The organism is Methylobacterium guangdongense (assembly GCF_038442355.1).
Taxonomy (GTDB): Bacteria; Pseudomonadota; Alphaproteobacteria; order Rhizobiales; family Beijerinckiaceae; genus Methylobacterium; species Methylobacterium guangdongense.
In genome coordinates, this window is record NZ_JBBXMX010000004.1 from 339,185 (window position 1) to 356,906 (window position 17,722).

Genomic DNA, 17,722 nt, shown 5'->3' on the forward strand with positions numbered 1-17,722 from the left:
TCCGGTTCGCCGCCTCGCCCGATGCTGTTCAACTCCTTCGTCTTCCTCCTCGTCTTCCTGCCGGCCGCCCTGATCCTGCACGCCCTGGTGGCGCGGGCCGCGCCGGGCTGGCGGCTGCCGCTCCTCGTCGGCCTGTCCTTCGTGTTCTACGGCTGGTGGGACATCCGCTTCGTGCCCCTGCTCGCCGGCTCGATCCTGGCGAACTGGTGCGTCGCGCGCCTCTATCGCCGCTGGCCCGGCCGCTGGCTGATCCCGGCGGCCATCGCCGCCAACCTCGTGCTCCTCGGGGTGTTCAAGTACCTCGATTTCGCGGCCGACCTCGCCAACCTGATCCCAGGCCTGGAAGCGCCGCGGCTCGGGCTCGCCTTGCCGCTCGGCATCTCGTTCTTCACCTTCCACCACATCATGTATCTGGCCGACCTGCGGGCCGGCCGGGCGCCGGGCTTCGGGCTCGTGAAATACGCCCTCTACATCGCGTTCTTCCCGCAGGTTCTCGCCGGCCCGCTCGTGCGCTGGAGCGAGATCATGCACCAGTTCGACGCGGAGCCCTACGCGCGCCCCGACGCCGCGGAGCGCTTCAGCCGCGGCCTGATGCTGCTGGCGGTCGGCCTCGCCAAGAAGGTCTTCCTGGGCGATCCGCTCGCCGCCTACGTCAACCCGGTGTTCCAGGCGGCCGCCGCCGGCAAGGCCGTCACCGTGGTCGAGGCGTGGCAGGCGACGCTCGGCTTCACCTTCCAGATCTATTTCGACTTCTCCGGCTACACCGACATGGCGCTCGGCATCGCGCTGCTGTTCGGCCTCGTGCTGCCGCAGAACTTCGACGCGCCCTACCGCGCCACTTCGCTGCGCGACTTCTGGCGGCGCTGGCACATGACCCTGTCGCGCTTCCTGCGCGACTACCTCTACATCCCGATGGGCGGGAACCGGCACGGGCTGCCCCGGCAGGTCGGGGCGCTCGCCGCCACGATGACGCTGGGCGGCCTCTGGCACGGGGCGGGCCTGACCTTCCTGGCCTGGGGGGCCCTGCACGGTGTCGGCCTCGGGGCCGGCGTGCTGGCGCGCCGGGCGCGGGTCGCGATCCCGGCGCCGATCGGCTGGCTGTTGACCAGCCTGTTCGTGGTGCTGACCTGGGTGCTGTTCCGCGCGACGAGCTTCGAGGCCGCGCTCATCGTGTTCAAGGGCCTGTTCGGGTTCGCCCCGAAGGGCTCGGGCTTCAAGTGGCGCACCATCGCGATCGCCGCCCTCGTGGCCACGATCGGGCCGACCGCCTGGGAGGCGGTCCATCGGCTGCCGCCGCGGCGCTGGCTCGCCTTCGGCTTCGCGCTCCTGTTCGTCCTCGTCCTGCTGAAGATCGGCGACGATGCGAACTACGAGTTCATCTACTTCCAGTTTTAAGGATGGCAGCGACTCCAACCAGCACAAACCCGGACTGGCGCGGCTTCGCCCGCGTCCTGCTGCTGTCCGTGGTGGGCATCTTCGCGGCCTATCTGGCGCTCGCGGTGCTGGTCGATCCCTACGACACCGGCCGCTCGATGGTGCTGTCGCGTGGGGCCGTCCGGCCGCAGGGCCCGCGCACCGCCTCGGCCGTGCGCGGGCGCGACCCGGCCTACACGGGGGCGGTGATCGGCAATTCGCACATCCAGCTCATCGAGCCGGCGGCGCTGAGCCGGCTCACCGGCATCCCGTTCGTCCAGCTCTCGGTGCCGGCGACCGGCCCGATGGAGCAATTCGCGGTGCTCGATTGGTATCTCCAGCACCACGCCCGGCCCGCCGCCCTCGTGCTGTCGGCCGATGCCTTCTGGTGCGCGGACGATCCCGCCTTCCCGAGCGAGCACGGCTTTCCCTACTGGCTGCTCGGAGACTGGCCCGACTATCTCAAGGGCCTCATCCGCTACCCGGCCGCGCAGGAGACGATCAACCGCCTCGGCTGGCTGCTGAACCCGCGCCACAAGGTGGCCGCGCCCGACGGCTGGTGGGATTACGAGCGCAACTATCTGAGCCAGGGCTTCGGCATCGACCCCGCCAAGAAGGCGGCTCTGGAGAAACCGGTCGGCCCGGCGCCGGAACCGCACCATGGCGGCCCGTTCCCGATCGCCGAGCGGTTGCGGGCCGAGTTGGCCCGCATCCCCGGGCAGACACCTGTGGTGGTCGTGTTTCCTCCGGTCTACGCGCGGGCCGAGCCGCCGGCCGGCAGCCCCCGGGCGAATGCCGAAGCGGCCTGCCGATCGCAGGTCCGCACCGTGCTGACGACACACCCGCTGAGCACGGTGGTGGACTGGCGCGACGGGCGCCCGCAAGCCTCGGATCCCGACCAGTTCTTCGACCAGACCCATTACAGGCTGCCGCTCGCCCGGATTCTGACATCGGAGATCGCCGATGCGGTCATTCGCCTGCGAACACAGATGACAGAATAAAAGGTCTGTACCGTGACCCGATTGCCGCACGCGACGGTATAGGGACGGCCCTTGAAAGCCGTTGGTCCAGTCCGCGTTGTGGCGATAGAGCACCTCGACTATACGGCACCTCACGTTATCGCCGCACACCGGCCATCCCCTGGTGGGCGGCTCGATTCCAGCGAGGGTGACGCATGGCGAAGGTGACGCTGGAGGACGGCTACGTCCCGTCCGACGACGAGCCTTTCATGAACGACCGGCAGCGCGAATATTTCCGGCGCAAGCTGCTGAGCTGGAAGAACGACATCCTGCGCGAGGCGCAGGATACCCTGGTCGCGCTCCAGAGCGAGAACGAGAACCATCCCGATCTCGCCGATCGCGCCTCGTCGGAGACCGACCGGGCGATCGAGCTGCGGGCGCGGGACCGGCAGCGCAAGCTCACCGGCAAGATCGACGCTGCGCTCGCCCGGCTGGAGGATGGCTCCTACGGCTTCTGCGAGGAGACCGGCGAGCCGATCTCCCTGCGCCGCCTCGATGCAAGGCCGATCGCCACCCTGTCGCTGGAAGCGCAGGAGCGGCACGAACGGCGGGAGCGGGTCTACCGGGACGATTGACCGGGCGCTCGTCGGCGCCGCACCCAGCTGCCGCGAGGCCCGGCGGCCTTACTGCGTCAGCCGCAGCGCGCCGATGCTCGACTGGATCTTCTGGAAAGCCGCGATCAGATCGTCCGAGGTGTTGGCGATAAAGAACTGGCTTGCCGAGGAGGCGCACTTCTTCAGGAGCGCCTGGCCGGTTGAATCGATCGGGTCGGACGGGATGCTGAACCCGATCGTGTAGATCGAGATGTTGACCGCCTTGGCGTTGTCGCAGGCCGTCGCGGTGAGGGCGTCGAGGGCGTTCCGGGCGCTGTTGGTGTCAGAGACGTTCTGGTACTGCCCCGGCGGCATCCGGGGATTGGCGCTCGAGGTGTCGGCGTTCTGGAAGAATCCGGCGGCGAAATACAGCGACCCGGTCGGCGCGTTCGGGTTGGCGGTCCAGCTGTTCGTCCCGTCGGTCATCAGAATGATGATCTTGTTGATCGCCGAGGCGTTCGACGAGCTGGACGTCGTCGTATAGGCGGCCGGCGCGCTCGTGGCCGGGTTCGCAGAGGAGTAGGCGGTCGAGAACACGCTCTTCGGCGAGAGCGTCCGCCACCCCCACATCAGGCCCTCGAAGATGTTGGTCGAGCCCAGCGGCGCCATCTTGCCGATCAGCGTCTTGAGCGCGGTTTGGTCGGTGGTGAGCGGCAGGAGCGGTTGCGTCGTGCAGCCGAAGTTCGGGCCGTTCGGGATGCCGACGTAAGTGCTGGTCGTGGTATTCCGTGGGATCACGTACTTGCACGCCCGGCCCAAGGAGGCGTTGTAGGTGAGGTTCTTATTGATCGAGCAGCTGCCGTAGGTGAGGCTGCTGTCGTCGTCGATGTAGCTGTTATACGAATAGTATGTGCCACTGGAGTCGCTGAAGTAGCGGCCCGTGCTGCTGGCGTCGCCGGGATCATCCGGCGCGAAGAGCGGGACGAAGTAAGAATCCTTGTTGCCCGACGTCGGGGCGCTGTCCTGAGTGTTCAGCGGGTAGGGCAGCATCTCCAGGCACCCACCCCAGCCCCAGCTGCTCTGGCCGCTGTAAGCCTGAAGCTTCGCGAAGATGTCGAACCGGCTCGTGAAATTCGATCCGCCGGGCGAGAGGACGTTGCTCCAGTGCAGGCTCGATTGCCCGTACTGGTCGATCCAGCTGGCGGTCCGGTAGGTCGCGGGATTCACCGCCACGGCCCCGGCGAAGGGCACGATCGCGATGCGGGTCGCGCTGCTGAAGGACGTGTTGGTGTAGACGTAATTCACGAAGTTCGTGGCGGCCTGCTGCACCGCCTGCAACTTCGATTGGCCGCCGCTCGACGCCGCCATCGAGCCGGTATTGTCGAGCACCAGGGCGATCTCGAAGGTCTTGGGGATTGGCGTGGCGCATTGCGAAGTCGCGCCCGGGTTGATCCGCGAGGTGCCGGTCAGCTTGCTGAAGAAGGTGGTCGACAGCTTGTGCGCCGTGAGGGTGATCTGGCGCGGATCGTTGGTGACGATCAGCGGATCGACCACGAGATTGGCCGTGCCCATGGCGCCGGTCATCGTCGTCTTGGCCAGGGCGTTCAGGTCCGCGGTGCTCGTCGTCATGGGGGTCTGGCAGAGGAGCAGCGCGGTGGCGTCCGTTGCGGCTTGGAGCTTCGTCTCAAGGCGGGTCGCGAAGCCGTAGTCGATGGCCGCACCGCCCATCATCAGCATCGGTATGCTGAGAAAGGCGAACAGCAGCGCCACGTTGCCGCGACGGTCCCGCGCGAGGCGGCTGATAGGCTTACGGAGTCGAGCCATCACACGCCGCCGCGTTCGAGCCGGGCAACACCACCTCGGTGTAGATGTTGTTGCCGTAGGTCTTCCCGCCCCGCGTCGGCCACGGGACGACGCTGGAGAAAGTGATGGTGCTGCTGACGCCGTTGGCGAGCTTCACCAGGGCGCCGCCGATCATCGGCGCATAGGTGATGCTGACCTCGGCCAGGATGTAGCGCATGCCCGGCGTCTGATAGCCGGCCGGTACGGTGAGGTTGCTCGCCAGACCGGTCGCGCGGGCCGTGGCGTTGCCGCTGGCATAGCTGGAGCAGACGGTCGGGGTCAGGGTCGCGCTCGTCAGGCCGACGCCCATCGCGCTGACCACGATCTTGGCATTCGCGGTGTTGAATGGGCGTATGACCGCGGTCGAGGAGGCGAGGATGTCGCTCATCAGCGTCGTGCTGATCGGGTTCTTCGTATCCCCCTGGGCGGTCAGGTCGGCTACGGTGCGAGCGAACAGGGTCAGCTTGCGCCACTCGTCGATGGCGTGCGCCAGCTCCGTCATGCCGGCCCAGATCGCCAGCAGGACCGGCAGGACGACGGCGAACTCGACGGCCGCCGCCGCACGGCGGTCGCGCCGCAGCCGTCCGACGGTGCGGACAAAGCGCCTCAACACGGGCTCGTCCCGTTCGTCTGGTACGGCTCCGTGCGGAAGACCGCGGTCGAGACCAGCAGGCTCGACCCGGCGCCGCTCCCGGTCGTGAACTGGCGGGTGTTGAGGCCCATCAGGTTAAAGAAGGTCGGGAACTGCACGGCGGCGGTGACGATCACGATCGTGCCGGGCGCCGCGCAGGCATAGTTCGTCCCGAAGCTGGTGTTCCAGGTGCCGGTCGCGGCATTGACCGGCGTCGAGGGCGACGCGCCCGAAAAGGTGCTGGCCGTCGCGACGTCGATCTTGACGGCCTGGCAGTTGAAGATGTTGACCACGGTGGCGTTGGCCGGGCCGCACATCGTCGTCTTCAAGGCGGCCAGGAGCTTGGTGGCGTCGGTCTGCCCGGCATTCGCCTGCTGAAACTGTCCGGTGAAGATCGTGCGCACGGCATTCTGCAGGGTGCGATCGAAGTTCTGCGTCGCCCAGATCTGGAACGCGACCTGGAAGATCGCGCCGCACAGCGCGAGGAAGGGCAGGCTCACGAGGGCGAACTCTACCGCCGCGGCCCCACCGGCATCGCCTTTGAGGCGCGCCAGTTGCCAACCGAACGTTCTGACTCTGCCGAGAAACGTTGGTTCTTGGTCTGCCATGCGCCGGGATTTACGACAGGAAAGCCCCGTTGTTTTAGTAGGATCTAGCTTTTACCAAAGACTTAATCCGAATCCGGAACTGATCCGTCTGGCACCCATCCTGACGTTGCCTCGTTCATCGCAGGTCTTGGCACCACGCCGCGCGATTGACGCTCCGGAGGTTCGCTCCACTTTTAAGCGAAGGCTTGGCCGGAGATCCCGATGAAACGCCCACTGACCGCGATCTTGGCCATCACGATCGTGGCGCTCGCGCTGGCGGGTTGCGACAGGGCGAAACCGGGTCCCGCCGGCCCGCCTGGGCCGAAGGGCGAACAGGGCCCGGCCGGGCCGCAGGGGCCGGCCGGGCTCAACGGGGCGACGGGCGAACGCGGTTCCACCGGTGAACGGGGGCCCGCCGGGCCCGCGGGGCCGCCCGGTCCGGCCGTCAGCAGCCAGATCCGGCTGGACGTGGCCTGCCGCCGTGACGAAGAATTGATTGGCGCCTATTGCCGGGGCATGGCGGTGCTGCCGTCCGTGACCATCACGGACGGGGTCGCCACGGTCGGCTGCCTCGACATGACCGCCAAGGCCGCCAAGGATGCCGAGCCCGTCGCCGTCTGCATGAAGAAGCCGTGATGCGAGCCCTTATCCCCGCGCTTTTCAGCGCCCTGGTCTCCACAGTGGCCTGCGCGCAATCGCCCGTGCCGAGCGAGCGCGCCGCCATCGACCTCGTGCGCGACCGCCGCACCGACGGGTTCGCGACCGTGGCCCAGACGCTCGCCTATGCCGAGCGCGTGACCGGCGGCGCCTTCCGGCTGGGTGGGTACCGCGTGGATTATCGCCCGGAGGCCCCCTTCGCCCGGGTGCGGATCTGTTATCGGCTCGGCGTCGATGCGCCGACCTGCGGGCTCGCGTACCGGGTCGCGGTGAACCCGGCCCATGTCGAGCCGTCCGACCGCTATGACGGCCTCACCCGCGACTTGGAGCACGGACCCCGGGCCTTCCTGCGCGCCCTCGCGCGCGATGTGGACCTCCAGCGCCAGCCCGCGATCCTGCGGAAGATCCAGGCGGCGCTCGACCCGTACAATCCCTACGATTGGCGGTAAGCCTCAGATCAGGCGCGGCCAGCGCAGCAGCCGCTCCGGCGCGAACGCCGCCACCGGCACCGCCGGTATCCGGCCGGTGGCGAGGTCGGCCACGATCTCCCCGGTGATCGGACCGGTGGAGAGGCCGATATGGCCGTGACCGAAGGCGAAGAGCAGCCCGCCATGCCGGGGCGCACGGCCGATCACCGGCATGCCGTCCGGCGTCGAGGGGCGGGAGCCGAGCCACGGCACGTTGTCGAGGGGGCCGCCCAGCCGCAGGGTCCCGGCCGCTTCGCGGGACGCCGCCTCGATCTGGGTGTGATCGGGGGCGGCTTCGCGGGCGTTGAGCTCCACGCCCGACAGCACCCGCACCCGGTGCTCGCCCATCGGCGACAGGATCGAGCCGGCGCCCGTGTCGAGCACCGGCCGGGTCAGCGGCGGGCTCTCCGGATGCAGCGCGTAATGCCGGTGGTAGCCACGCTCGGCCGCCACCGCGAACCGGTAGCCGAGCGTCCGCGCGATCGCCCCCGAGGCCGCACCCGCCGCAAGCACCACCTGCCGCGCCCGAACCGCGCCGGCGTCCAGATCGACACGCCAGCCGTCGGATTCCGGCGCGAGCCGCACGACGCTGCCGCGCAGGCGGCGCCCGCCGAGCCCGGAGAACAAGGCCTCACAGGCCTCGATCAGCCGGCCAGGCTCACGCACCGAGCCGGTTTCGGTCAGCAGCATCGCCCGGGCGTAGGGTCGGACCAGGGCCGGCTCCAGGGCGCGCAGGGCGGCTGTGTCGAGGATCTCGAAGGCGACGCCATGCTGGGCCAGGATCTCGCGCTCCAGGGCGGCACCCGCGAAGGCAGCTTCGGTGCGGTAGGCCTTCAGCCAGCCGGTCCGCTGCAGTCGGTCGCCCGTCCCGGCCCGGGCGGCGAGGCGTTCATGGGCGGGATAGGCAGCGCTCGTCAGCGGCAAAAGCGCCTCGGCGGCCCGGCGCCAGCGCGCGGCGCGGGCGCTCGCCAAGAAGTGCGCGGTATAGGGCAGGATCCGCGGCAGGTGCGCGTAGTTCAGGCGCAGGCCCCGGTCGGCGTTGCGCAGATAGGCCGGTAGCTTGCCCCACAGGGCCGGGCTCGACATCGGCAGAATTGAGCCGCGGCTGACCACGCCGGCATTGCCGTAGGAGGTCCGGGCGCGTGCCTCGCCGGGATCGCACAGGACCACGTCGAGGCCGCGATCCCTCAGCGCGATCGCGCTGGCCAAGCCGACCATGCCGCCGCCGATCACTGCGATGTCGGCCGTCTCGTCCGTCGCCATTGCGCCCCGTCCCCCACCAAGCCGTGCCTTCTGACGGGTTTCCGCCACCCTGGGTAGCGCCCCGATCGCAGGCCGCCATGAATCGGGCGTGGGGCCGAGCCCGCGAAGTCCTGCATCATGCGGGCCGAAGATCGGCTATGGAGCGGATCATGACTCTCGTCCGCTTCGCCCCGTCGCCGACCGGCTACCTCCATATCGGCAATGCCCGTCCGGCTCTTCTGAACGCGCTGTTCGCCCGCAGGACCGGTGGACGCTTCCTGCTGCGCCTCGACGATACCGATGCGGAGCGCTCGACCGAGGCGTTCGCCCAGGCGATCCGGGAGGATCTGGCGTGGCTCGGCATCGAGCCCGACCTGTTCGCCCGGCAGAGCGACCGGACGGCGCAGCACGATGCCGCCGCCGATCGCCTGCGCGCCGCCGGCCGGCTCTATCCCTGCTACGAGACGCAAGACGAACTGGAGCGCCGCCGCCGGCGCCAGCTCGGCCGCGGCCAGCCGCCGATCTACGACCGGGCGGCCCTCAAGCTCACCGCCGAGGAGCGCGCCGCCCTGGAGGCCGAGGGCCGCCGGCCGCACTGGCGCTTCCTGCTCGAGGCCCGCACCGTGACCTGGGACGACCTCGTCCGCGGGCCGGCCCATGTCGATTGCGCGTCCCTGTCCGATCCGGTGCTGATCCGCGCCGACGGCAGCTACCTCTACACGCTGCCCTCCGTGGTGGACGATTCCGATCTCGGCATCACCCACGTGATCCGCGGCGAGGACCACGTCACCAACACCGGCGTGCAGGTGCAGATCTTCGAGTCCTTGGGCGCCGCCGTGCCGGTGTTCGGCCACCACAACCTCCTCACGACGGCGGACGGGGAGGGGCTGTCGAAGCGGCTCGGCCACCTGTCGTTGCGCGGCCTGCGCGAGGCCGGCTACGAGCCCGCCGCGGTGCGCTCCCTCGCCGTGCTCACGGGCTCGGCCGAAGCGGTGCGGGCCGTGCCCGATCTCGACACGCTGGCCGGCCTGATCGACCTGGCCGAGATCTCCCGGGCCCCGGCCCGGTTCGATACGGCGGAGCTCGACGGTCTCAACGCGCGCCTCGTCCACGCCATGCCGTATGCCGAGGTGGCCGACCGGCTGGCACAGCTCGGCATCCCGGCGGATCGCGCGGAGGCGTTCTGGCTGGCGGTGCGGGCCAACCTCACCCGGGTCCCGGAGGCGGCCGAATGGTGGCGCGTCGTCGCCGGCCCGGTGGAGCCGGTGCTCACCGAACCGGCCGTGATCGCGGCCGCGCAGGACAGCCTGCCGCCGGAGCCCTTCGGACCCGAGACCTGGAAGGCCTGGACGACCGAGATCCGCGCCCGCACCGGCGCCAAGGGTCGCGGCCTGTTCATGCCGCTCCGGCTCGCCCTCACCGGGCTTGAGCACGGGCCCGACCTCGCCGGTCTGCTGCCGCTGATCGGTCGGGACCGGGCGGCGCGGCGGCTCGCGGGCGAGGCGGCGTGATGGCGAACCATTCCATATCGGTTGCCAAGCTGTCGACCGACGTGCCGGCCAAGGCCGCCAGCCTGTCTGAGCGAACCGACCGGGATAGAAGCGCGATCATCGCGCAGATCGAGGAGGGCCTAGCGGCCTCGCGCGCCGGCCGCGTCGTCGGTCATGATACGGTGATGCGGAAGGCTCGCAACCTCATCGAGGGCGGTCGACTCTAAACCGACTCAGCCTCTTCCAATCGCGTCGCCAACAACTTGTCGACGCGGCGTCCGTCGAGATCCACCACCTCGAATCGCCAGCCGGCGATCTCACACGTCTCGCCGGTTTCCGGCAGGCGCTGGAGCGTGGCGATGACGAGGCCGGCCGCGGTGGCGTAGTCGCGCGACGGCGGGAGCCTCAAACCCAGCTGGTCGGCCAATTCGTCGGCCGGCATCGAGCCCGCGATCAGCCAGGAACCGTCCGGGCGGCGCACCGCATCCGGCTCGGTCTGTTCCGAGGGAAACGCGCCCGCGATGGCGTCGAGGATGTCGGCCGGCGTGACGAGCCCGTCGAAATGGCCGTATTCGTCGTGGACCAGCGCCATCGGCACCGGGGCATTGCGCAGGACGTTCAGAGCATCGAGCGCGTCGAGCGTGTCGGGCAGAACCGGCGCCTTGCGCAGGTGCGCGCGCAGGTCGAGGGGCTCGCCCCGCGACAGCGGGCCGATCAGGTCGCGCACCTGCAGGACGCCGATCATCGCATCGGGGCCGCCATCGGCGACCGGCAGCCGGGCGTGGGGGCTCGCGAGGACCCGCGCCCGAATCGCCGCCGGATCGTCGGCGAGATCGATCCAGGCCACGTCGGTGCGCGGGGTCATGACGCCGCGGACCAGCCGGTCGCCGAGCCGCAGTACGCCGGAGATCATCGCCCGCTCGTCGCCTTCGATCACGCCGGCGGTCTCCGCCTCGGCCACGAGGCTGCGGATCTCCTCCTCGGTGACCGCGCTGGCGCTCTCCGTCTCCTGGCCGATGAGGCGGAACACGGCCCGGGTCGAGGCGTCGAGCAGCCAGACGGCAGGCAGCGCCACCTTCGAGACCACGCGCATGCCGGGGGCCACCGCGCAGGCGATCCGCTCCGGATTGCGCAGGGCGAGGTGCTTGGGAACCAACTCGCCGATGATGACCGACAGGTAGGTGATCACGCCGATCACGAGGCTGTAGCCCAGCGTGTCGGCCCAGCCCCGCGGTAGGCCAAGATCGATCAAGATGATGGCGAGCCGGTCGCCGAGCGCGGCACCCGAGACCACGCCCGATAGGATGCCGATCAGCGTGATGCCGATCTGCACCGTGGACAGGAAGCGCCCCGGCTCTTCGGCAAGAACCAGCGCGGCTTTCGCGCCCGCCCGGCGCTCGTCGGCCAGCGCGCGCAGCCGGCTCTTGCGCGCCGACACGAGGGCCAGCTCCGAGAGGGAGAACACGCCGTTCAGCACGATCAGCAGGACGACGGTGACGAGCTCGATCAGGCCGGGTCATCGAGCCGGTCCCCGCAGGGCGGGGTCGGCTTCCTCTGGTTGCGCGGATACGCAAGATGGGACCGCCGTGCCCCGTGCGCAACGGCCAAGCCTCGGATCAGTACGGGTGCGCCTCGATCAGCATCGAATCGAGCAGGAAACTGCCGTCCGGCTCGATCCCGAAATGCGCCGTGACCTCGGCGGCGGCGGCGGCCTGGAGCGCGCGGATCGCCGCGACATGGGTCGGCGGCGTGCGCATGCGGGCGATCCAGCTCGCGAATTCCATGCGCGGGCGGCTCGCCAGCACGGCGCCGTGCGCGAAGCCCGCCGCCTCCAGCATGGCGCGCCATTCGGAGAGCCGGTAATCGCGCACATGGGAGGGATCGCGCAGCAGTTCGATCGCCTGGAGATGCGTGTCGAGCAGCGGATCCTCGGGGGCCACCGCGTCGCAGGCGACGAGCAGCCCATCGGGCTTCAGCACCCGCCGGGCCTCCGCGAGGGCGACCGGTACGTCACGCCAATGGTGGGCGCTGAACCGGGTCAGCACCGCGTCGAAGCTCGCATCCGCGAAGGGCAGCGACTCGGCTGCGCCCTGGCGGGTCTCGATCCGGTCCAGACCGCGCCGGGCCGCCTCGGCGGTGACGGCTGCCAGCATCTCGGCCGACAGATCGTACGCGGTGACCGCCGCGCCGGCCGCCGCGGCCGCGAAGGCGACATGGCCGCCGCCGCAGCCGAGATCGAGGGTCCGCGGCGCCGGAAGCGCGCGGATCAGGGTGCCGATCCGGTCGAGATCGGCGCCGCCGGCATGGACCGCACTCGAAACGTAGGCGGCGGCCTGCGCGCCGAACTGGTCGACGACGTGGCTGGCGTGGTCGCGCCCGGTCATGGGCTTGTCTCTCGTTTCAGACGGCTTGCCTGGGGAATGTCGCCGGGACGATGCCGCGCGCCAGCGCGTTCCGCAATCGCCAAAGCTCGGCAAACCATGCAGGTCTGATCCTCACGCGAGCACCCGTTCCCAATCCTGCCGCCCATGCAGGACGCGAACGATGAGGATGCCTGCCGCTTGTTCGACATAGACGACGATGTGGGCTCGGTAGGGATGGAGCCGGACCGGTGGGCTGAAGGTATGCCGCTCGCGCGCCATCCGCGGATTGGCGGCCAGCATCCGGAACGTATCGAACAGTTCGTCCTGATACCGCTCGGCCTGAGCCTCCCCGAATCGCAGCGCGCCCGAAGCATAGGCGTCGGCGATGTCCGCATCGGCCTGCGGGGTCGTCCGGAAGATCATTTGGTCCGGAGGGCCGCCAATCGCTCCCGCCCGAGGCGTCGGATGTCCTCTTCCGAGCGGTCGCTGACGCCGCTCGCCAATCCTTCATCAATCAATCGTTGCAGGTCATCGATTCCGGCGTGGCGTTCCTGGTCCCGCCGGATCAGGTCGCGCACGTAATCGCTGGCATTCGCGTAGCGCCCCGTGCCGGCTTGCGCCTCGACCCAGGCCTTCAGGGGACCGGGCAACGAGATGTTCATGGTCGCCATACCGACACCTCCGCGTCGGACGATGCCAGAGATTGGCAAGGTTTGCCAAGGTCGAGGTCAGCCGCCGTCGCTGGGCCGGTTCAAGACGTCAGCGGCGCCAAGCGTGACAGCCGCAGCGCCACGACGAGCGCCAGCCCGTAGAGCCCGCCCACGAACACAACCACGCCGGTCCAGCCGGAATGGGCGAAGAACCAGCCGCCCGCCGTTCCGAGCACCGAGGAGCCCAGATAATACAAGCACAGGTAGATCGAGGAGGCCTGCGCCCGGTCGCGAAGCGCCCGCCGGCCGACCCAGCTGCTCGCCACGGAATGCGCGCCGAAGAAGCCGATCGTCGTGACCACGACCCCGAGGATGATCAGCAGGATCTGTTCCGAGAGCGTCAGCAGAATGCCGGTGAGCGCCAGCCCCGTGGCGAGCCACAGCACCCGCCGCCGGCCGAAGCGGCTGGCGAGCTCGCCGGCGACGGGGCTGCTCACCATCCCGGCGAGATAGACCGAGAAGATCAGGCCGATCACCGTCTGGCTCAGCGAGAAGGGCGGATCGAGCAGGCGGAAACCGATGTAGTTGTAGATGCAGACGAAGCCGCCCATCAGCAGGAACGCCTCGACGAACAGCCACGGCAGCCCGGCATCGCGGAAATGGTGGCTGAAGCTGCCGGGCACCTCGCGCCACGCCATGCGGTGGGCCACGAAGCTCCGGGAGGGCGGCAGCCAGCGCCAGAAGGCGACCGCCGCGGCCAGCGCCAGGACCCCGATGGTGGCGAGCCCGATCCGCCAGCCGACATGATCGGCCATGACGCCGCTGATCAGCCGCCCCGACATGCCGCCCAGCGCGTTGCCGCCGACGAGCAGGCCCATCGACAGGCCGATGGCCTTCGTATCCATCTCCTCCGCGAGATAGGCCATGGCGACGGCGGGCAGCCCGCTCGCCGTCAGGCCGGTGAGCGCGCGGAGAGCCAGGAATCCGTGCCAGCTCGGCACCAGGGCGGCCACGATGGTGAGCAGCGCCGAGGCCAGCAACGAGGCCAGCATCACGGGCTTGCGGCCCCATACCTCCGAAAGGGGGCTGACGACGAGGAGAGCCACGGCCAGCAGGCCGCAGGGCAGCGACAGGGCGAGGCTGCTCTCGGCCGGCGAGACCGCGAAATCATCGGCGTAGATCGGCAGGAGGGGCTGGACCGCGTACAGCACCGCGAAGGTCGAGAACCCGGCGGCTGCCAGCGCCAGCGCCGTGCGGCGGAAGACCGGTGTGCCCGACCGGATCAACCGCCCGTCCGCTTCGCTGTCCATGCCCGTCCCATACCGCTGTTGACGACCGGTGGTGGGACGTCACCGCTCGACCGTCAACTGCCGCGCAGGGTTTGCCTGCGCGGCGGCTGGCTTAGCGCGGCGGCGGCGGCGGCGCTGCCTGGCCGCCCTGCGCCTGCCCCTGCTGCAGCAGCGGCGTGATCCGCTGGACCACGACGCGGCGGTTCTCCCGCGACGGGCCCTGCGTGTTCACCTTCAGGTACTGCTCGCCGTAGCCCTGGGTCGTCAGGTTTTCCGGCGGAACGTGGAACTGCTCGGTCAGCACGGTCGCCACCGCCTGGGCACGTCTGTCCGAGAGGGACAGGTTGTCGATCGCGGAGCCGACCGCATCGGTGAAGCCTTCGATCAGGAAGACCTCGCGCGGGTTGGCCTGGATCGCGCGGTTCATCGCGGCGGCGATCACCGAGAGCTTCGCCGCCTGATCGGGCGTCACGGTGAACGACCCGGTGTCGAAGGTGACCGTGTTGATGTCGACCGCGCGCATCCGGGCGCGCAGATCCGGACTGTAGCGGATCTGGTCGAGGGTATAGCGGCGCTCGACCGGCACCACCGGCGGCGCCGTCAGCGCCTCGTAGACCTCGCCCTCATCGGCCTGCGCGTAATCCACGATGTAGCGGTCCCGCGGGATCCGGATGTCCGGGGGCGGCAGAACCACCACGTCCTCGTAGACCGGGCGGATCGGACCCGCATAGGTGTTGTCGATCAGCACGAGTTCGCGCCCGTCCCGGTAACGGAGGTAGCGGCGCAGCAGCCGTCCGTCATCGGCCGTCACGGTGACGACCTGCTCGCCGCCGGGCCGGTCGAGGTAGCTGTAGAAGTCGGCGCCCTGGCGCTCGAAGCGGTAGCCGCGCGGGTCGAGGTAGCGGAAGCGCTCGTTCTCGTCGTGGCGGATCAGGTACGTGTCGCGGTCGCGCACGATGATGCGCCCGGGCTCGCGATAGTAGGTCCGGCCGTCCTCATTGTACTCGCGCCGGTCGCGCACGACCTGCTCGAAACTCCGGACGTTGTCGTCCTGGCGGAAGCCGCCCGGGACATAGCCGGGCTGACCCGGCGCGTTGAATGCGCCGTTGCCGGGAGCCCCGCCGGGGCCGCCGGCCGGACCGGGCGGCTGGAACGGCCGGCCGGGAATGCCGGGGGCCATATTGGGCGGCACGGGCCGGCCCGGCTCCGAGCCGGGGCCGGCATTCGGCTGCGGCCGGCCGTCGGGCTGGGCGTCCTGGCGCTGGAACGGCCGTCCGGGCACGCCGGGAGCCATGTTCGGCGCAGCCGGACGGTTCTGCTCTGCGCCGGGCGCGCCGTTGGGCGGAGGCCTGTCACCGGGCTGCACATCCTGACGCTGAGGATCCTGGCGCCGCAGATCCTGGCGTTGGGCCGGCTGACCGGGGGCTCCGGGGGCCGCATTGGGCGGCGCGGGACGGCCGGGCTCTGCGCCCGCCGGGCCGGCGCCCGGCTGCGTGCGGTTCTCGCGGGGGGTGTCGCGCTGGCTGTCGGGCCGCGCATCGGGCCGTCCCGGTCCGCCCTGGGGCGGGTTCGGGCGATCCGCATCGGGTGCGCGCCGGTCACGGTCGGGGCCCTGTTGCGGCGATGGCGGTGCCGGTGGCCGCTCGTTGCCCGGCTGGGGCCGAGCGCCGGGGCCGCCGTTCCGATCCGGACCGGGCCGATCCGGCTGACGATCCTCACGGTCGGGCTGACGCTCCTGACGCTCCTGACGGTTCGGCCGGGCGTCCGGCGGGCGCTGCTCCTGGCGCTGTTCCTGCCGCTGCTGCTGGCGTTGCTCCTGTCTCTGTTCTTGTCTCTGCTCTTGTCTCTGCTCTTGGCGATCCGGCCGTGCCTCCGGCCTCTCCTGGGCCGGCGGGCGCGGGGCCTGCGGTTCCGGCCGGCGCTCGGGTGCCCGTTCCCGCTGCGGCGGTTCCGCCTGACGCGGGGCCGGGGGCTCGGGACGCTCGCGCGGCGGCGGGGCGGCCCGCTCCGGCCGCGGCTCCGGCCGCTCGCGTCCGGCCGGTGGGCCGGGGGGCGGGCCGGGGCGTTCCTGCGGCGGGCGTTCCGGGCGCGGGCCGCCATGCGGAGGCTCGCCGCCCCGGGGGCCACGCTCCTCGGGTCCGCCCTGCGCCAGCAAGATCCGGCCCGGCGACGCGTCGGCCGGCTGGAGGAAGGTCAGCGACGGCAGAACGGTGCCGGTCAGGAGGAGCAAACGCAGGAGCCGCATCAAGGCCTCGTGTCGGTTCAAGCCGAGCCGAACACGGGACGCCGCGATTGGTTCCCTGCCTCAGGGCGCTAGGGCGTCAGACGTTGGGGAACCGCGATCACGTTCGGGGCAATGATGCGCACGGCGACGTGATCCGGCTTGGCGGGCTCCGACGCCTTGGCCTCGGGGTCGACCCAGCCCTTGTCGATATCCGCCGCCCCGCCGTCGCCCTTCGCCCCGACGCCGGCGCGTCCGGCGGCATCCGCGGCCAGTTCCGCCGCGGTCCGGTCGGCGCGGCCGACCAGGGTCAGCCGCACCTTCGGGCGCGAGAGCGCTTCGGCCTGCATCGGTGTCACGAAGATGTCGCCCTTGTGCCGGACCAGCATGCTCTCGGCCTTGACCAGCGACTGCGCCCAGGTCTTGCCCTCGGGCTTGCAGGAACAGTTCGGGACGAATTCCTTGCGGAACTTGAACGCGTTCGCGAGGCTCGTGTAGGCGCGGCTGCCCTTTACCGTCGCGGCGTGCTTCAGGGCATCGTCGCCGTAGGGCATGGAATAGGCCTGCGCCTCCGTGCCGGGGCAGAGGGCCTGGCACATCTCGTCGGCGCCGCCGCGGCCCTCGGGCAGGTTGCGCATCGGGAAGAAGCCGCCATCGCAGGTCCGGACACAGACCATCTGCGGGCCGCCGCGGGCATAGGCTTCGCCGCTCGCCGCGTAGGTTTCCCGCGCCGGGCAGGTGGAGGCCACCAAGCTCTGGAGCTCGCGCCGCCGCGTCCCATCGTCGTCGAGCACCGCCCCGCCATACGTGGCCTTCAGGGCGCGGATCCGCTGCTCGACGGCGCCGCATTGTGGCGGGCGGGTATCGAAGAACAGGAATTTCTCGCTGCAGTTGAGGCCGCGATAGTAGGCCTCCAGCCGCCCGATCTCGTCGTCGAGCGCCCGCGTAGTGCTGGCGCCGCTCTGGATCGAGGCGAGCTCGGCCCGATAGCGTCGGCACTGAGGGGAGGGCATCTGCGGCGCGGGCCGCGCCTCGGCGGCGGGCGGGGCCGCCTGGGCCTCCTGCGCGGCAGCCGGCGCCAGGATGGGTCTGGCCAGTCCGAGCACGAGAGCTGCGCTCAGGACGGCGCGGCCGAGCGAACGGACGATCGGACGGTGAAGCAAAGGATGCATCGCGTGGACCGGGTACGCTACGTTCCGAAGAGGCCAGGCGGCGCGCATCCGCGCTTCGGGGCCGAAGCATCCGGATCCTACGCCCCCTCGCCGGACGGCGACACCCCTCCTACATCTCATCGACAAGCTTGAGGGGGAATTGGCCG

General features: G+C 70.3%; 18 protein-coding genes. 7 read left to right on the plus strand and 11 right to left on the minus strand.

The window, feature by feature from the left end; genetic code table 11:
* The first annotated feature begins 21 nt into the window (after window positions 1-21).
* The 3 genes from AAHG09_RS11435 (at window position 22) to dksA (ending at window position 3,007) form a co-directional block, all read left to right on the plus strand.
* Window positions 22-1,395 carry an MBOAT family O-acyltransferase gene (locus AAHG09_RS11435; RefSeq protein WP_342107259.1) on the plus strand — a complete coding sequence of 458 codons (1,374 nt, stop codon included), beginning with the start codon at window positions 22-24 and terminating at the stop codon, window positions 1,393-1,395.
* Between the two features lie 2 nt (window positions 1,396-1,397).
* Entirely contained in the window at window positions 1,398-2,414 is a 1,017-nt protein-coding gene (locus AAHG09_RS11440) for a hypothetical protein (protein ID WP_342107260.1), read from the plus strand.
* A gap of 173 nt (window positions 2,415-2,587) precedes the next feature.
* Complete coding sequence (dksA, locus tag AAHG09_RS11445) at window positions 2,588-3,007, plus strand: RNA polymerase-binding protein DksA (RefSeq protein WP_010683819.1); 420 nt, start codon at window positions 2,588-2,590, stop codon at window positions 3,005-3,007.
* Window positions 3,008-3,055: 48 nt separating this feature from the next.
* On the opposite strand, the gene AAHG09_RS11450 is transcribed toward dksA, so the two are convergent.
* Genes AAHG09_RS11450 through AAHG09_RS11460 form a run of 3 tightly spaced genes read right to left on the minus strand, consistent with a single transcriptional unit; the run spans window position 3,056 to window position 6,046 of the window.
* A complete protein-coding gene (locus tag AAHG09_RS11450; RefSeq protein WP_342107262.1) occupies window positions 3,056-4,789 on the minus strand; it encodes a TadE/TadG family type IV pilus assembly protein in 1,734 nt (577 codons plus the stop codon).
* Window positions 4,773-5,420 (minus strand): TadE/TadG family type IV pilus assembly protein, encoded by a 648-nt coding sequence (locus tag AAHG09_RS11455; protein WP_342107264.1) that lies wholly within the window; start codon window positions 5,418-5,420, stop codon window positions 4,773-4,775. The genes AAHG09_RS11450 and AAHG09_RS11455 overlap by 17 nt, the downstream gene beginning before the upstream one ends.
* On the minus strand, window positions 5,414-6,046 hold the full coding sequence (locus AAHG09_RS11460; protein ID WP_342107265.1) for a TadE/TadG family type IV pilus assembly protein: 633 nt from the start codon (window positions 6,044-6,046) through the stop codon (window positions 5,414-5,416). The genes AAHG09_RS11455 and AAHG09_RS11460 overlap by 7 nt, the downstream gene beginning before the upstream one ends.
* 201 nt (window positions 6,047-6,247) lie before the next feature.
* On the opposite strand from AAHG09_RS11460, the gene AAHG09_RS11465 reads away from it, so the two are divergent.
* Together AAHG09_RS11465 and AAHG09_RS11470 are read left to right on the plus strand one after the other, a co-directional pair.
* Window positions 6,248-6,661, plus strand: coding sequence for a hypothetical protein (locus AAHG09_RS11465; protein WP_342107267.1), 414 nt, complete (start codon window positions 6,248-6,250; stop codon window positions 6,659-6,661).
* Window positions 6,661-7,131 carry a hypothetical protein gene (locus AAHG09_RS11470; protein WP_342107269.1) on the plus strand — a complete coding sequence of 157 codons (471 nt, stop codon included), beginning with the start codon at window positions 6,661-6,663 and terminating at the stop codon, window positions 7,129-7,131. The genes AAHG09_RS11465 and AAHG09_RS11470 overlap by 1 nt, the downstream gene beginning before the upstream one ends.
* A 3-nt stretch (window positions 7,132-7,134) precedes the next feature.
* Here AAHG09_RS11470 and AAHG09_RS11475 read toward each other — a convergent pair whose 3' ends face one another.
* Window positions 7,135-8,412, minus strand: coding sequence for an NAD(P)/FAD-dependent oxidoreductase (locus tag AAHG09_RS11475; protein ID WP_342107270.1), 1,278 nt, complete (start codon window positions 8,410-8,412; stop codon window positions 7,135-7,137).
* Window positions 8,413-8,561: 149 nt separating this feature from the next.
* On the opposite strand from AAHG09_RS11475, the gene gltX reads away from it, so the two are divergent.
* Both gltX and AAHG09_RS11485 read left to right on the plus strand, forming a co-directional pair.
* On the plus strand, window positions 8,562-9,902 hold the full coding sequence (gltX, locus tag AAHG09_RS11480; protein WP_342107271.1) for a glutamate--tRNA ligase: 1,341 nt from the start codon (window positions 8,562-8,564) through the stop codon (window positions 9,900-9,902).
* Entirely contained in the window at window positions 9,902-10,108 is a 207-nt protein-coding gene (locus tag AAHG09_RS11485) for a hypothetical protein (RefSeq protein WP_342107272.1), read from the plus strand. The genes gltX and AAHG09_RS11485 overlap by 1 nt, the downstream gene beginning before the upstream one ends.
* Here AAHG09_RS11485 and AAHG09_RS11490 read toward each other — a convergent pair.
* From AAHG09_RS11490 to AAHG09_RS11525, 7 genes are all read right to left on the minus strand, one after another.
* Entirely contained in the window at window positions 10,105-11,391 is a 1,287-nt protein-coding gene (locus AAHG09_RS11490; protein ID WP_342107407.1) for a hemolysin family protein, read from the minus strand. The two genes, AAHG09_RS11485 and AAHG09_RS11490, sit on opposite strands and share 4 nt — an antisense overlap.
* A gap of 106 nt (window positions 11,392-11,497) precedes the next feature.
* Window positions 11,498-12,265 carry a class I SAM-dependent methyltransferase gene (locus AAHG09_RS11495; RefSeq protein WP_342107273.1) on the minus strand — a complete coding sequence of 256 codons (768 nt, stop codon included), beginning with the start codon at window positions 12,263-12,265 and terminating at the stop codon, window positions 11,498-11,500.
* Between the two features lie 111 nt (window positions 12,266-12,376).
* Entirely contained in the window at window positions 12,377-12,667 is a 291-nt protein-coding gene (locus tag AAHG09_RS11500; protein WP_342107274.1) for a type II toxin-antitoxin system RelE/ParE family toxin, read from the minus strand.
* Window positions 12,664-12,915: a type II toxin-antitoxin system ParD family antitoxin gene (locus AAHG09_RS11505; RefSeq protein WP_342107275.1), complete on the minus strand. Its 252-nt coding sequence runs from the start codon at window positions 12,913-12,915 to the stop codon at window positions 12,664-12,666. Before AAHG09_RS11505 ends, AAHG09_RS11500 begins: the two co-directional genes overlap by 4 nt.
* Before the next feature lie 80 nt (window positions 12,916-12,995).
* Window positions 12,996-14,204 (minus strand): MFS transporter, encoded by a 1,209-nt coding sequence (locus AAHG09_RS11510; RefSeq protein WP_342107277.1) that lies wholly within the window; start codon window positions 14,202-14,204, stop codon window positions 12,996-12,998.
* A gap of 91 nt (window positions 14,205-14,295) precedes the next feature.
* Entirely contained in the window at window positions 14,296-16,428 is a 2,133-nt protein-coding gene (locus AAHG09_RS31930; protein ID WP_412760019.1) for an OmpA family protein, read from the minus strand.
* 68 nt (window positions 16,429-16,496) lie between these two features.
* Window positions 16,497-17,576 carry a DUF2865 domain-containing protein gene (locus AAHG09_RS11525; RefSeq protein WP_412760020.1) on the minus strand — a complete coding sequence of 360 codons (1,080 nt, stop codon included), beginning with the start codon at window positions 17,574-17,576 and terminating at the stop codon, window positions 16,497-16,499.
* Window positions 17,577-17,722 lie beyond the last annotated feature (146 nt).